This is a genomic window from Nocardioides caldifontis, assembly GCF_008087345.1.
Taxonomy (GTDB): Bacteria; Actinomycetota; Actinomycetes; order Propionibacteriales; family Nocardioidaceae; genus Marmoricola_A; species Marmoricola_A caldifontis.
The window spans coordinates 525,860-540,474 of the sequence record NZ_VHIB01000001.1 but is presented as its reverse complement, the minus strand read 5'-3'; the positions used below and the strand labels follow the sequence as shown (position 1 = coordinate 540,474).

Annotated in this window: 15 protein-coding genes; all 15 read right to left on the bottom strand. The window is 68.5% G+C overall.

The annotated features are described in order from the left end of the window. Positions 1-10: 10 nt before the first annotated feature. Positions 11-421, bottom strand: coding sequence for a hotdog family protein (locus FIP57_RS10685; RefSeq protein ID WP_148573483.1), 411 nt, complete (start codon positions 419-421; stop codon positions 11-13). Continuing rightward, the gene (locus FIP57_RS10680; RefSeq protein WP_148573482.1) at positions 418-900 is read right to left on the bottom strand and encodes an FAS1-like dehydratase domain-containing protein; all 483 of its coding nucleotides are present in this window, start codon (positions 898-900) and stop codon (positions 418-420) included. Before FIP57_RS10680 ends, FIP57_RS10685 begins: the two co-directional genes overlap by 4 nt. After that, positions 897-1,991 carry a zinc-binding dehydrogenase gene (locus tag FIP57_RS10675; protein WP_203231167.1) on the bottom strand — a complete coding sequence of 365 codons (1,095 nt, stop codon included), beginning with the start codon at positions 1,989-1,991 and terminating at the stop codon, positions 897-899. The genes FIP57_RS10680 and FIP57_RS10675 overlap by 4 nt, the downstream gene beginning before the upstream one ends. Beyond that, a complete protein-coding gene (locus tag FIP57_RS10670) occupies positions 1,991-2,857 on the bottom strand; it encodes an enoyl-CoA hydratase/isomerase family protein (protein ID WP_162529760.1) in 867 nt (288 codons plus the stop codon). The genes FIP57_RS10675 and FIP57_RS10670 overlap by 1 nt, the downstream gene beginning before the upstream one ends. Further along, positions 2,838-3,905 (bottom strand): zinc-binding dehydrogenase, encoded by a 1,068-nt coding sequence (locus FIP57_RS10665; RefSeq protein WP_148573480.1) that lies wholly within the window; start codon positions 3,903-3,905, stop codon positions 2,838-2,840. The genes FIP57_RS10670 and FIP57_RS10665 overlap by 20 nt, the downstream gene beginning before the upstream one ends. Before the next feature lie 28 nt (positions 3,906-3,933). Next, positions 3,934-5,094 (bottom strand): acyl-CoA dehydrogenase family protein, encoded by a 1,161-nt coding sequence (locus FIP57_RS10660; RefSeq protein WP_148573479.1) that lies wholly within the window; start codon positions 5,092-5,094, stop codon positions 3,934-3,936. A 66-nt stretch (positions 5,095-5,160) separates the two neighbouring features. Then, entirely contained in the window at positions 5,161-6,501 is a 1,341-nt protein-coding gene (locus FIP57_RS10655; protein WP_148573478.1) for an MmgE/PrpD family protein, read from the bottom strand. Then, positions 6,501-7,367 (bottom strand): branched-chain amino acid ABC transporter permease, encoded by an 867-nt coding sequence (locus tag FIP57_RS10650; protein WP_148573477.1) that lies wholly within the window; start codon positions 7,365-7,367, stop codon positions 6,501-6,503. The genes FIP57_RS10655 and FIP57_RS10650 overlap by 1 nt, the downstream gene beginning before the upstream one ends. 1 nt (position 7,368) lies before the next feature. Then, complete coding sequence (locus FIP57_RS10645) at positions 7,369-8,085, bottom strand: ABC transporter ATP-binding protein (protein WP_148573476.1); 717 nt, start codon at positions 8,083-8,085, stop codon at positions 7,369-7,371. Then, entirely contained in the window at positions 8,078-8,848 is a 771-nt protein-coding gene (locus FIP57_RS10640; protein WP_148573475.1) for an ABC transporter ATP-binding protein, read from the bottom strand. Before FIP57_RS10640 ends, FIP57_RS10645 begins: the two co-directional genes overlap by 8 nt. Continuing rightward, positions 8,848-9,906, bottom strand: a complete 1,059-nt coding sequence (locus tag FIP57_RS10635; RefSeq protein ID WP_162529759.1) for a branched-chain amino acid ABC transporter permease — start codon at positions 9,904-9,906, stop codon at positions 8,848-8,850. The genes FIP57_RS10640 and FIP57_RS10635 overlap by 1 nt, the downstream gene beginning before the upstream one ends. Before the next feature lies 1 nt (position 9,907). Then, positions 9,908-11,011 (bottom strand): ABC transporter substrate-binding protein, encoded by a 1,104-nt coding sequence (locus tag FIP57_RS10630; RefSeq protein WP_162529758.1) that lies wholly within the window; start codon positions 11,009-11,011, stop codon positions 9,908-9,910. A gap of 301 nt (positions 11,012-11,312) precedes the next feature. Then, positions 11,313-11,954: a TetR/AcrR family transcriptional regulator gene (locus tag FIP57_RS10625; protein ID WP_203231166.1), complete on the bottom strand. Its 642-nt coding sequence runs from the start codon at positions 11,952-11,954 to the stop codon at positions 11,313-11,315. A gap of 239 nt (positions 11,955-12,193) precedes the next feature. Further along, positions 12,194-13,807 carry an AMP-binding protein gene (locus FIP57_RS10620; RefSeq protein WP_162529757.1) on the bottom strand — a complete coding sequence of 538 codons (1,614 nt, stop codon included), beginning with the start codon at positions 13,805-13,807 and terminating at the stop codon, positions 12,194-12,196. Next, positions 13,800-14,555: an enoyl-CoA hydratase/isomerase family protein gene (locus FIP57_RS10615; protein ID WP_275266162.1), complete on the bottom strand. Its 756-nt coding sequence runs from the start codon at positions 14,553-14,555 to the stop codon at positions 13,800-13,802. The genes FIP57_RS10620 and FIP57_RS10615 overlap by 8 nt, the downstream gene beginning before the upstream one ends. Between the last annotated feature and the right edge of the window lie 60 nt (positions 14,556-14,615).

Below are 14,615 nucleotides of genomic sequence, written 5' to 3'. Positions count from 1 at the left end.
CGGGTCGTGGTCATGCGCCCTCCTGGGGGAAGTTGAGTCGTACGACGGCCCGGCCGGGCGCGCACAGCCGGCCTTCGGCATTGGTCTCCGCGAGATCGACGACGACGAGGTCGTCATCGACGTCGACGACCTCACCGGTGATGGTCAGGAGGTCACCGGGAACGGCGTAGTGGCGGTTCTGCCACGAGAACTCCTCCACGCGTCCCAACCCAGAGGCCCAGCTCCTGACGCAGGCCAACAGCCATGCGCCGTGAAGGTGGCCGTGGACGAGCACCCCTGGATAACCCTCGGTGGCGGCGTAGGACTCGTCGTAGTGGATCCGGTGCGGGTTCCAGGTCACCGCGCTGAACCGCATCAGGGAGATGGAGGTCGGACGCACCTCCAACGGAGGAAGTGCGGTGCCGACTGTCACCGCCGTCATACCAGCGCCTCCCTTCCGAGGAAGGTCTCGCTGCACTCCAGGAGCAAACCGTCCGCGTCGGTGTAGCAGCGCTCGACCACCAGGACCAGCAGCTTGCCGGAGGCGACCTCCTTGAGGTCGACCGACGCCAACGTCACGTCGACCGTGATGGGCTTGCCGGGCACGAGATCGCGGTGGAAGGTGAGGCGTTGTCCGCCGCCCATGAGGCGCAGCCCCGCGACGTCGAACCCGGCGAACGGGTCCGCTGCGTTGCCGTCAGGCAGCAGGTCCTGCTCCTCAGGTCCGTCGCCCCACGCCAGGACTGAGGAGAGGAACAGAGGCTCGGCCAGGTCCCCCGCGTGTCCTGGCAGGCTGCCCGTCACCGCGACGCTGTAGCGTCCCAGCTCGCGCGGGTGGACTTCGCCCAGCGAGGTGCGAGTCGTGGTGCCCACAGCGGCACACGCAGCCGTGTGCACTTCCTCGATGCGGCTGCCCCTCATCGGGTCGCCTTCCGCGTCGGGTCGACCAAGAGCTTGCCGAACACGCGCCGCCTTTCCAGCAGCTGCTGTGCTTCGAGGATCTGCTCGAGGGCGAACACCTCCTGCACGATCGGCGCGATGATGCCGCGCCCAGCCAGGTCGAGCACCGTCAGGAAGTCGTCCCGCGTGCCCGCATAGGACCCGATGATCGTGTGTTCCTTGATGAACAGGTGCCACAGGTTGATGTCCACCTCGAAACCCGAGTGCCCACCGGAGGTGACCAAACGGCCGCCCCGGGCCATCGCGGCAAGGCTCTGTTTCCACGTGGCGGCGCCCACGTGCTCGAACACCAGGTCGGCACCCTTGCCATCGGTGAAGTCGCGGACCAGACGGGGCCAGTCAGGGTCGAAGTGGTCGATGACGAGGTCAGCCGGAACCAGCTCTCGTGCCTGGCGCACCTTCTCCGCACCGCCCACGGTCGCGATGACCCGTGCGCCGGCGTGGCGGGCCACCTGCACCGCCAACGACCCGATACCGGAGCCTGCGGCGATGACGAGCACGTCGTCCCCGACCTGGAGGCCGGCACGAGTACGAAGCATGTGCCAGGTGGTGGGGCCGGTCACCGCGATCGCGGCCGCGGCTTCGTAGGTCATGCCTTCGGGGATGTCGAGTAGTTGGCGGGTGGGCGCAAGCACGTACTCGGCGTACCCGCCGGGAGTCTGCACCCCGAAGATGCGGCTCTGACGGCACTGGTTCGTGCGACCCTGGAAGCAAGGGCGGCAGCGCCCGCACGCCAGGACCGGATCGACTACGACACGTCGGTCGAGCCACTGCTCGGAGTTGGCATCGCCCGCGGCCACGACGTCACCGGCGACCTCGGTCCCGGAGATGTGGGGCAGCGGGACAGCTTGAGGGGTCTGAGCGGTCCGAGTGAGCAGGTCGACCTGGTTGAGGCCACAGCTGCGGACCTTGAGCAGGACCTGCCCAGCCTGCGGACAAGCCACTGGCACGTCATCGTCGACCCGAAGCTCCAGCCCCTCGCTCGACTCGTGCAGACGGGCGGCGCGCATGACCTGGGGAGGGACGATCTCTGCTGCATCAACTGCCGCCATCACCGGGCACCGCCGAGCTTCTCGAGGTAGGCCCGCTTCTTCGCGGCGAACTCCTCCGACTGGAAGGCCAGACCGTTGGCGATGGCCTCCACCTGAAGCTGCTCACGCAGGCTGGACGAACCTCCGAGCCGAACGATGGTCTTCAGCATCTGCAAGGCGTCGGTCCCCTGCTCGGCGACACGCTCGACGAACCCGTCGACCGCCCGGCCCAGCGCCTCGGCGTCAGGATGCACCTCGTTGACCAGCCCCCAGGCCAGCGCCTCGGCACCCCCGACGCGATGACCGGTCATGGCCATGTGCAGCGCCCGAGAAGGCCCGACGAGTCGCTGGACCAGCCACGAGAGACCAAAGTCCTGGACCACGTCCAGCGCGCCAGGAACCATCCACAGCTGTGCGCTGTGCAGCGCGAACCGGAGGTCGCATGCCATGGCGAGCCCGAGCCCGCCTCCGCCGCACGCGTGGCCGTTCAGAACAGCCAGTGTCGGAACGGGTAGCTCGTAGATGCTCTCGATCACCCGGTGCTGGTCATCGAGGAGGCGCTTCCCGGAGTAGACGGAGGAATCCTCGACGTGCTCCATGAAGAACGGCGTGTCGAGATCGACTCCGGCCGAGAACAGCCGGCCGCTGCCGGTCAGCACCATCGCCTTCGCGTCCGAGGCTCGCAGCTTCCCGAGGACGTCCAGCAGCTCGGCCAGCATCTGGGGGTTCAAAGCGTTCAGCTTGTCCGGCCGTCTGAGGGTGATAATCCACGTCGAGTCCCGGTCCTCGACGGCGATCGTTCCGTAGTCCGACATCCCACTCCTCACTTGTGCCGACCGACTGGTCGGTCGGTACCCGAGATTAGCGTCACAGATAGGGCCGGTCAACAGCGGTTCCGCGTGGCAGGCCGAGCCGTTTCCTCTTCTCCTCCTCACCGTCGGACCGTGGTTCGCGGGACCGCACCTCGACGACCACGCGCCCGTGAGAACGCCCGCTCTCGACAGCCTCGAGCGCATCGGGCAGGCGCTCCATCGGCATCACGGAGGAGACCGCGGGGACGATGCCACGCCGAGCGACCTCCGTCCGCAGGAGGGCGTACTGCTCAGCGACGACGTCAGGGGCCTGGGTTCGGTAGAGCCCCCAGTGCAGCCCGACGACAGAGATGTTCTTCACCATGACCAGGTCGGCGCGGACACGGGGCACGACACCACTGGCGAACCCGAGCACCACGATGCGGCCGTCGAACCTGGTGACCCTCTCGGAGATGGTGTGGGAGCCACCGCCGACGGGGTCTATTACGACATGGGCACCCCCACGCGTAGCCCCCTTGATGCGATTCACTGCGTCCGCGTCCGCCCGGAGGACGACGTCCGAGCAGCCCGCGGCCATCGCCACCTCGACCTTCGCAGGACTCCCGACCACACCTACGACCCGAGCGCCGGCCGCCGCCGCCAGCTGGACCGCGGCCACGCCGACACCCCCGGCCGCCGCATGGACGACGACGGCCTCTCCTGGAGCCACGCGACCGCGGACGTGCACGGCGAACCACGCAGTCTGGTAGGCCGTCGCGAAGCCCGCGGCCTGCGCTGCCGTGTAGCCCTCGGGCGACACCCAGGCATCCCCCGCGTCGAGGACCGCGAGCTCGGCGAAGGCACCCGACTGCCGCGGCGTCATCCCGCACACGCGAACACCCGGCTCGAGCCCGACGCCGTCACCGACCGCCACGACCCTCCCCGTGACCTCCATGCCGGCGATCGCCGGCAGCGGCGGGCTGGACTGGTAGGTCCCGCGAACCACGAGTCCGTCGGCGAAATTGACCGCCGCAGCGTCGACCTCGACCAGCACCTGGCCAGGACCCGGCACCGGTGGTTCTACGTCGGCCAGCCGCAGCACCTTCGAGGGCGGTCCGTGCTCGACGTACTGCCAAGCCCTCACCGGCTGGCACCTCCCAGCCCCACCGGCATCAGAAGGACCGGCCCAGCCCTTGCGACTCGGCGATGAGGTTGCGCCCCATCTCGTTCGTGATCGGCCCGATTCGGTACAGCCGGACGTCACGCCAGTAGCGCTGCATGTCGGTCTCCTGGGCATAGCCCATTCCGCCCAAGATCTGGATGCCGAGGTCGGCCGCCTGGGTGGCGTACTCGGAGGCGACGACCTTGGCCATGGTGGCCGCGGTGCCCACTTCCTGGCCCGTCTGCTGCAACCAGGCGGCGTGGTAGATGACCAGCTCACTCTGTCGCTGCCACATCGTCATGTCGGCGACGTAGTGCTGCAGGGCCTGGAACCGGCCGATGGGACGCCCGAACGCGTGCCGCACCTTCATGTAGGCGACGGCATCCTCGAGCACACCGTCGAGCACGCCGAGGCACAGTGAGGCGACGATGATGCGCTCGTTGTTGAGGCTGGCCAGCAAGGACCGCCAGCCGCCGCCTACCTCACCGACGACCATGTCGTCGGAGACGACGACGTCGTCGAGGAAGACCTCGCACGAGCCGACGGCCCTCATGCCCATCTTCGGGATCTGGCGGATGTCGAGGCCGGCCGACGACGTCGGGACGAGGAACAAGGTGGTGCCGTGGCTGCTCTTCTCCACGTCCTGGTCGCTGCGGGCTAGGAGCAGGAGGTAGTCCGAGGCGTGCGCTGCGGTCGACCAGATCTTCTGGCCGCTGATCCGCCAGCCGCCGTCGGTGCGGGTCGCGGTCGTGCGCAGGGCGCCGAGCAGGTCGGTGCCACCGGACGGCTCCGTGACCGCGATGGCGATCTTGATGTCACCGGCGGCGAGCCGCGGGAGCAGGTCGGCTTTCAACGCCTCCGACCCTGACTCGGCGATCGAGCGGGCACAGAAGGAGGACAGGCCCCACGTCCACACCAGGCCACCGAGCGTCCGCGACAGCTCGCGGCCGATGACGACCTGGGACAGGACGTCGGACCCGGCGCCGCCGTACTCCTCGGGAAGTCCGACTGCGTGCAGCCCCTGCTCGGACATCAGGTCCCAGAGCTCGTGAGGGTACTGGTGCTCCTTCGCCTCCCAGGCATTCGCCTTGTCCTTGGGCAGCTTGCTGTTGACCCAGCTGCGCAGGTGGCGTTGGAAGTCAGCCAGTTCGGAAGTCAGTGCGAAATCCATCGTGATAAGTCCTTCGTCGTGTGAAGTCGTGGTGGTACAGGCAGCCGTCGGGGTCTCAGATGGCGCTCAACCGAGGACCATCGCGCTGACGAGATCTGCCGCCGGGGCCTCAAGATCCCCCCAGACGATGTCCGGGAGGACGGCTAGGTCGATGCCGGGAACCTCGGGCTGCAGCGCCGTGAGCTGAACCTCCAGCTCGCGACGGGACCAAGGACCGGGACGACGACCTCCCGGCTGTCTGGCCGAGCCACGGTGCCCGTTGGACCACTCAGCCTCGAGGACGAACTCGCGGGGCCCGAGATCGGCGTCTGCGACCAGGGTGACTCGGGACGCCAGGTCACGCCGGTGTGCCTCTGCGGACCGGTTGAGGTCATCGGCTGTCACCAGGCCATGTTCCAGAGCGACGCCGAGGCAGTACGACGCGCTCATCAGCGCCGACCCGGGGTCGGTGAACGGAGGCATCCCGTCGGTTCCGGGGTAGGCAGCCTCAGCAGGGTTGAGCCTGAGCGTCGCGGCCGTCAACTCGCTCCCGTCAGCCCCTGACCGCAGCTCGATGGCGGCGTCCACAGGAGACTGGAGGATCGCGCAGACCGGGTGTGCCTTGAACGTGACCTCGCGGGTGCGCCAAACCTCGCCGAGGTCGTGGCCGATGCCGTCGGCCACGGCGGCGTCACCGACGTACGCGGCGAAGAAGCCGTCCGCGCCCTCGAAGGCGTCGACGGAGCCCGTCGCACCGAACGAGGCGAGGGTCGCCGCCTCGAGGCCGGACCGCGATGCGTTACCTAGCTGCAGCTGCCACTCGGAGGAGCCGCCGACCCAGGTCTGGTTCGTCCCGGCGGAGAACGAGGAGGCGATCGACACGGCGTGCGTCGCCTTGGCCGCGTCGAGCCCGAGCATCTTGGCCGCACCCGCTGCCGCTCCGAAGGGGCCATAGATGCCGCTGGCGCGGAAGCCCCTGGCTGTGGAGACCTTGGCTGCGGCGACACCCACGGCTCCGGCGACCTCGTAGCCCGCCACGAGCGCGACGAGGACGTCGCCGAGGCTGGCACGGCGGCGCTCCGCGAGCGCGAGGACCGCCGGCGTCGTCGCGGCCCCGACGTGGGTGAGCCCCGGGAAGTAGGTGTCGTCCTGGGCGCGGGCGTGCAGCAGGCACCCGTTGTGGAAGGCAGCGTCGGCCGGGGCCAGCTCGATGCCCGACAGCAGTGCGCGCGCTCCGGTGCCCGGTCTCACTTCCCGGGGTCGGGCCCAGTCGTCGTGCACCGCGACGACGGGTCGGCCCGCGGCTGCGACCGACAGGTTGTGGACGATCGCGCAGCGCGCCACCTCGACGACGTCCTCAGGGAGCTCGCTGAGCCGGAGGCCGGCCGCGAACGTCCCGAGGCGGTCGGCCAGCAAAGGTGTCGTCATCAGACCTTCACCGCCGCGACGCGTCCCAGGACGCCTGCCGGCTTCAGGACCAAGATGACCACGAAGACGCCGAAGACGAGGGTGGCGCGCCAGTCCGGAGAGATGTAGCCGGCGAAGAACGCTTCGAGCATCCCCAGGATGATGGCGCCGACGATCGCGCTCCGGATGCTGCCGAGGCCGCCGAGGATGGCGCCCACGAACGCGATCAGCGCCAGTCGGGTTCCCATGTGCGGGCTCAGCGACAGGATGGGGGCGGTGAGGATGCCCGCGGCGCCGGCGAACACGCCCGACGCGGCGAACAGGACGATGGTCATCCGGTTGGTCGCGACTCCGAGGGTCTCGGCCATCTCTCGGTCCTGGAACATCGCCCGCACGGTCGCCCCGCCCCGGCTGGACATCACCGTCGCGAGCAGAGCGAACAGGAGCGCGCTCACCACCAGCACCAGGATGCTGTGGCTGGAGATCGACAGCGGCCCGAGCTCGTGCCGGCCGGACCCCACGGGGCTCCGCGCCGGAAGCGGTACGCCGCCTGCCACCAGCTGCACGACCTCGGCGAGCACGATCGAGAACCCGAACGACATGATGACCGCGGCAAGCATGTCCTGCTCGGACACCCGGCGGTAGAAGACGATCCACGACAGCACGGAGACGACCACCGAGGCGACGATCGCGACGACCGCACGGAAGAGGAAGGGAACGTCCTCGAAACCGGCGTAGGTGATGTAGCCGGCGAGCATGGCCTGTGCACCGAGCGCGAAGTTCACGAATCCCGTTGCCGTGTAGAGCACGGCGTAGCCAGCCGCGATGAGTGCGTAGATGCAGCCGGTCACGAGACCGCCGGCCACGAGCAGCACGAAGGTCTCCATGTCACACCGCCTTTTCGATGCCGCCGAGGTAGAGCTCGCGCATCTGGTTGTTCCGCTCGAGGTCGGCGACCATGCCTGCCAGCACCACTTCGCCGTGGGACATCAAGTAGCCGCGGGAGCAGATGCTCATGGCCAGCTGGGCGTTCTGCTCGACCAGCAGAACGGCGAGGCCGTCCCGGGCGAGGTCACGCACGACCGCTCCAACCTGCTCGTAGACCACCGGCGCCAGCCCCAGGGACAGCTCGTCGATGACCAGTAGCCTCGGACGCTGTGCCAGTGCGCGCCCGATGGCCAGCATCTGCTGCTCGCCGCCGGAGAGCAGCCCCGCGGTCTGCCCCTTCCTCTCGGCGAGGCGAGGGAAGACCGCGCACACTTCCTCCACGCGGGCCTCGACGTCCTTCGCGCCGACGGCGCGGGCCGCGACCTCGAGGTTCTCCACGACCGTGAGTTGAGGGAAGACGTGGCGCCCCTCGGGCACCAGCGCGATGCCCAGCGCGGCACGCTTGTTCGTCGGGAGCCGGGTGATGTCCCTCTCCCGCCACGACACCGTCCCGCGAGTCAGGCGGTTGAGCCCGAGCACCCCGCGCAAGGTTGTCGACTTCCCGGCTCCGTTGGGGCCGATCAGGAAGACGGCCTCACCTTCGCCGACCGAGATCGACAGGTCCTCGACCACAGTGACCGGGCCGTAGCCGATCTCAGCGTTCGTCACCTCAAGCATCCGGAGTCCTTCCGACGTAGGCCTCGATGACCTCCGGGGAGCGCCGCACGGTCTCGGGATCGCCGTCGGCGATGACGCGGCCCTCGCTGAGCACGGTCATCCGGTCGCACACGCTCACGAGGAGACCGATGTTGTGCTCGATCACCAGCACGGTGAAGCCCACCTCGCGCAGCCGCACGAGAACCTGGGCGAGCACGTCGACATCCGACCCCGGCAGCCCTGCGGCCGGCTCGTCCAGGACCAGGAGGGTGGGATCGCTCGCGATGGCCCGGGCCAGCTCGACGAGCCTGCGGCGACCGTAGGGTAGCTGGCTGACGCGACGGTTCGCGTCCTCGGCGAGTCCCACCAGCTCCAGGAGCCCGATGACGTGCAGCCGGTGCTCGCGCTCCACCCGTCGGGTCCGCGGCGTGGTGAGGAAGGTGTGGGGAAAGCGGTACTCGATGAGGCGGTGCCGCCCGGCCATCACGTTGTCGACGACGCTCTCGTCCTCGAAGAGCTGCGAGGTCTGGAAGGACCGCGCCACACCGCGGCCGGCGAGGCGGTGTGCGGGTACACCGGTGACGTCTTCCCCGGCGAATGTCACCGTGCCTCCGTCGAGGCGGTCGACCCCGGTGAGCATGTTGACCAACGTGGTCTTGCCGGCGCCGTTGGGACCGATGAGGCCGTGAAGGGTGCCCGTCTCCACCACCAGGTCGACCTCGTTGACCGCGACCAATCCGCCCCAGCGGCGAGTCACCCCACGAGCCTCGAGCAGCGCTGCCATCAGCTTTCCCTCCTGCCGCGCATCCGTGAGGTTCCGGCCGTGACCGTCGACGCGAGGAGACCGCCCAGCCCCTGCGGCAGGAACCGTAGGCTCAGGACGATGAGCGAGCCGTAGACCAGCAGCACGTAGTCCGCTGCCCCGAAGTCAGCGGCCGAGTTGCGGAAGTAGGTCAGCGCCGCGCCCACGATCAAGATGCCCGGCAGCGAGCGAAGACCTCCCACGATCGCGATGGCCAGCACCGACAGCGTGAGGTCGATGCCGAACACACTGGGGTCCACCACGAGAGACCAGGCGGCGTAGAGCGCGCCGGCGATGCCGGAGAAGGCGCCGGCCAGTGCGAAGCCGAGGAGCTTGTAGCGCCGCGTGTCGATGCCGATGCTGCGCGCGGCAATGGGACTCTCGCGAGTGGCCATGAAGGCGCGGCCCAGCTTGGAGCGCCGCATGCTCCAGATGATGACGATGAAGAGGTAGAGGGCGACAATGCCGACCCAGAAGAGGAGCCGCGGGTCGTCCAGGGACCTGCCGGCGACGGTGATGACGAAGCCGGTCCGCCCTTGTGGCCCTCCGAGCCAGTCGGTGTTCCGCACGACGTTCTCGAAGATGTAGCCGACGGCGAGGGTCGCCAGAGCCAGGTACAGGTCCGTCACCCGCAACGTCACGGCACCCATGACGAGGCCCAGCACCGCACCGACCAAGGCGACGAGGAGAAGGCCGAGGATGCCGTCGAGGGCCAGCTCGTCGCTCGCTACGACCGCGACGTAGGCGCCGGTGCCGAACATGGCTGCTTGTCCCAGCGAGAAGACCCCCATCAACCCCATCAGCAGGTGGAGCGAGGTGCCCAGCAGCGCGATGATGACGATGTAGGCCAGCAGGTACGTCGTCGAGTAGTCGGTGGCGAGCGGGAGCGCGGCCACGGCAGCCGCGGCCAGGAGGGCGGCCGCGCCGGTGGCGCGGCCGCCTCCAGGGTCCGCGACCTTGCGTCCACCGGAGGCGGTCACGAGGGCATCGCCCACGCCAGCAGCCCTGCGGTCGTCGGTCACGGTGATCTGGTCGGACATGTCAGTTCTCGGGCCAGACGATCTTGTACTCGGTGCCGGTCCACTCCGCGATCTGCGACGTAGTCTGTCCTCGCCGGTCATCGGCGGAGAAGGTCCAGCCCGTGCGGGCCAGTCCGTCGAAGTCGCTGAGGCTCTCCAGCCCCTTGGTGACCTCCTCCGGGGACGTGCCGGACGAGTCCACGGCCTCCGCGAGGCCGAGCGTTGCGTCGTAAGCCATCGCCGAGATCCAGCCGGGCGTCTTGATGCCCTCCGCGACGAGCTTGTCGGTCAGCTCCTGAGTGTCGGGTCCCGGGAACCAGGGCGAGACGGTCAGGTAGCCCTCGGCTGCGTCGCCGGCGAGCTGGATGGCACCCGAGGCGTCGGCACCGATCCACGTGGACTTGAGGCCGAGCTCCTTCGCTTGGCGCAGCAGCTTGGCGATGTCGGCGGGGTTGGAGTCGCTCAGCAGGACGTAGGTGGGATCCGCCTTCTTCAGCTCGGTGATGATCGGCGTGTAGTCGGCCTGGTCAGGGTCGTGGGGGATCGACGCGACAGGCTCGATACCGATGGCGGCCAGCTGCTCGGTCTGCTGGGCGGCCCCGCCCATGCCGAAGTCGGTCGTGGCGTTGACGATGGCGACCGTGTCGCCCGGCTTCATCTTCGCCTCCACGTAGTCGACCACGGTCTGGTTGCTTCGATCGCTCTGGACGCTCCAGCGGAAGGTGTTCGTGTAGTCGTCGGTGATCTGGTTGAGCACGGCCATGACCAGGTGGGGCACCTTCGCCCGCTCGGTCACTTCGGCCGCGGGGAGGATGTCGACGCTGACGATCGGGCCTATCACGGCCGACAGCCCCTCGGCAGTGACCGCCTCACGTGCGTGCTGCACGCAGATCGACTTGTCGCTCTGACAGTCGTAGATCACCGGCTCGAACTCAATGTCGTAATCGCCTGAGGCGTTGAGATCCTTCACCGCCGCCTGAACACCGGCTTCGAGCTGAAGGCCGTAGTCGGCGTAGGCGCCGGTCTTCTCGGTGACGACGGCGAACTTGAACACGCCGCTGTCGTCGCCGGCAGCGTCCCCGCTTCCGCAGGCAGCGAGGAGGAGGAGCGCCGACGCCGCCGTCACGCTCGCCAAGACTTTGGATCGCATCATCCTGTACCTTTCGACAGTCCCCGACCGACCGGGCGGTCGGTAGCGATACTCAACCGGATGATGTGACCCAGGTCAAGCGTTTCGGGAGACGCGCGTCACAGCTCGCGTGAGGGAGCGTGCCGGTACGGCGATCGAGACGGGTCCAGGGCGCAGGCCAGACGTGAAGGTGCTTGCGGCGGCAACCGAGGGAGCATCCTGTCGCGCGCCGCGGAACGCCGCCCCCGCCGGTCACCCGAGCGGGGCCAGCGGGGCGGTCAGTGAGGCTGCAGGTCGACTACGCGGACTGAACGGCAGCAGCCGTAGCGGCGCCGTCCAGGAGTCGGCTCGTTCCAGGGGCAAGCACTCCGGCGGTGTAGATCGACCACACGTACTCCCCGACCTCTGCGGCCGATTCGGGGCCGTCCGCCTGGTACCACTGGTAGCCCCAGTTGCACATGCCGAAGAACGCCATCGCGGCGAGGTTGGGATTCTCGACGACGAGTTCACCGGACTCGTTGCCGCGCTGGAGGGTGCGCCGAACGGCGTCGTAGTACTCGTCGCGCTTCTTGGTGATCCTCGTCTTGGAGCGCGCGTCGAGGTCGCGGTGGTTCTCAAAGTAGACCCGCAGGTACCCCGGGTGGGAGTCAAGGAGACCGAAGATGTCCATGGCAACGCGGCGCAGCACTTCCGACGCCGGGATGTCTTCCTCCAAGTAGCCCATCAGCGGCGGCAATACGGTCCGCACGCACTCGTCGTGGATCCACCCGACGATCTGAGCCTTGCTCTTGACATGGTGGTAGAGCGACGGCTTCTTGATGCCGACCGCCGCGGCGACGTCCTCCATGGACGTCTCATGGAAGCCACGATCGTTGAACAGCTGGGCAGCCGCGTGCATGATCTCTGCTTGCCGGCCCTGGACGCCCTTGCTTCCCGCCACCTCGACTCCTTTCACATGCCTCCGCGCAACGTACCCCAGGTCGCCGCCACGTCAGCGATCCGACCGGTCGGTCGGTCCGTGCTGTCGGCTACTCGATCCCATCACCGGAGTAGCGTCGCTAGAAGGTTGACCCGCTCGAGCTCCAGCTTCGCGGCCGGGATGACTGCGATCGCGGGGATGCGAGGTCCTCGTTCAGCTCACCGACGACGATACTCTCCAGAGTCCCTCCTGTCGACCGACTAGTCGGTCGGGTATGGCGGAGGGTAGTCGCCAGATTCGCCCTGCACCACCCGCGCAGGACGTCGGCGCGGGGGCCCGCCGTCCCAGTGCTCGTCGGTCAGTCCCTTCTCGACGAGGAGCGACTTGCGCACCTTGGAGGTCTCGGTCTTCGGAAGTGACTCGAGCAGCCAAAGGTAGCGAGGCACCGCGAAGTACGGCAGCTCCGCCTCGGCCAGCTCACGCAGCGCAACGAGGTCGACGTTCGCCCCAGCGGCGGGAACGACGGCTGCGACCACCACCTCTTCTCCCAGCTCGCTGGGCAGTCCGTAGACACAGACCTCTGCCACGTCGGGATGGCGAAGGAGAACGGTCTCGACCTGGATGGGTGCGACGTTCTCCCCCGAGACGCGCACCATCTCTTTGTCGCGGCCGCGATAGGTGTACCAGCCGTCATGGTCGCGGACCACGACGTCACCGGTGTGGATCCACTGGTTCCGCGTGACCTCGACCGTCGTCTCCGGTCTCCTCCAGTAGCCCTGGGGCCCGAGGTGTGCCCGGAGCGGCCGAACCACCAGCTCACCCTCGACACCGTCGGGAACAGGGTGGTCGTGCCGGTCGACCACCGCTGCCTGCCATCCCGGGGTCGGACGTCCGCACGAACCGGGGCGGTGCGTGCCGTGGGGGATGCCGAGGGGAATGCCGGCGTCGGTGGACCCATACACCTCCGTGGTCCGTACTCCGAACCGCTCTTCGAAGGCTTTCCGATCGGCAGGGAGCGGCAGGGCCATCGCAATGCGGAGTCGGTGGTTGCGCTCGAGCGGCGTGGGTTCCTGCCGCCACAGAAGGGCAGGAATCGATCCCATCATGTTGGTCGCCGTCGCACCGTAACCGGTCACGTCTTCCCAGAAGGAAGAAAGGCTGAACCGTCGTGCGATCACCACGTGGGCGCCTACGACGAGACCGGCGTACAGGGCGCAGAACAACCCGTTGATGTGGAACAGCGGCAGACACGTGTAGATCGTGTCCTGCTCGTCATAGCCCATGACCCACGTCGTGTGCTCGGCCACGCCGAGGGCCATGGCATGGGGCCACATGACGCCCTTGGGCAGTCCAGTCGTGCCTGAGGTCGACAGGATGACCGCGAGGTCACTTTCGTGCATCTCGCGCACGGTGCTGTCACGGTCGCGTCGGGGCGAGAAGGACGGCGTCGGCGTGCTGCCGACCGCCCAGACGGTGGCTCCGTCCGAACCAGCAAGAGCCGCCCGCGCGAGGTCGTGGTGGTCGGCGTCAGGTCGGACGACGCACGGGGCGAGCTCGCGGATCATCGCCGCCAGCGAGTCCCCGCGCAGGGCGGTGTTCAGGGGCGCGACGACTATGCCGAGGCGGAACGCTGCGAGCAGGTCGAGGACCAGGTCCGAGCTGTTGTCCTGAAGCAAGCAGAGGCGATCTCCTCGTTTCAGACCAGCGCTCACGAGCTCGCGGGCGCGGGCCTCGACGCCGTCCCACAGCTCGCCGGCAGTGAAGGTCCGGTCGCCGATGACCGTGAGGACGCAGCGTCCAGGATCGACCGAGCCCCGGCCCCACAGCCGGCCGTACCGCACCTCTGACGGTCGAGCGTCCCATCCGTCAGCCATGCCGGGCCTCGAAGCGTGCGGCCCGCTTCTCCGCGAAGGCATCGAGCCCTTCTTGTGCGTTGGCTCCGCGGCGCACCTCGAGCCATCGCGCAAGCTCCTCGCGCAGCCCTGCCTCGAGCTCGTCGGTGCTGGCGGAGAGCGCGAGTGCCTTGGTCGCCGCGACGGCTTCGGGAGAATACGCCGCCACCTTCTCCGCGAGGGCGAGTGCTTCGGCCACGGGATCGTCCGCAAGTCGGGTGACCAGCCCCCACGCATGGGCGTGCTCGCCGCCGACAGGTTCACCTGTCAAGAGAAGGTCACGCGCTGCTCCCTGCCCGAGTGCGCGCACGGCCCGGTGGATGGCCCCCCCTCCAGCGAGGATGCCGAGGGAGACCTCGGGCAGGCCGAGTCGACTGCTCGGGGACGCGATGCGAACGTCGGCGGCAAGCGCGAGCTCTAGTCCACCACCGAGGCAGGCCCCGTCGATGGCCACGACAGACAAGTGGTCCGGTCTCTCCAGCAGGCCGTAGATCTCTTGGCAGCGGCGGACGTAGCGCTCAGATGTGACCGCATCCGCCGCGGCCATGAACCGGATGTCACCTCCCGCGGCGAAGACTCCGTCGACGGCGCTGGTGACAACCACCGCTCCCGTATCCGGGCTCACCTCGAGCAGTGCGGCGTGCAACGAGTCGAAGAACGCGTCGCTGAAGGCGTTGACAGGCGGGGACGACATCCGCACGTGCAGGACCCGCCCGAGCTGCTCGGACACGACCAGGCTCACGATGCCACGCCCGCGGGCCGGCCCTGCGCGAGCAGGTAGGTGCCGCAG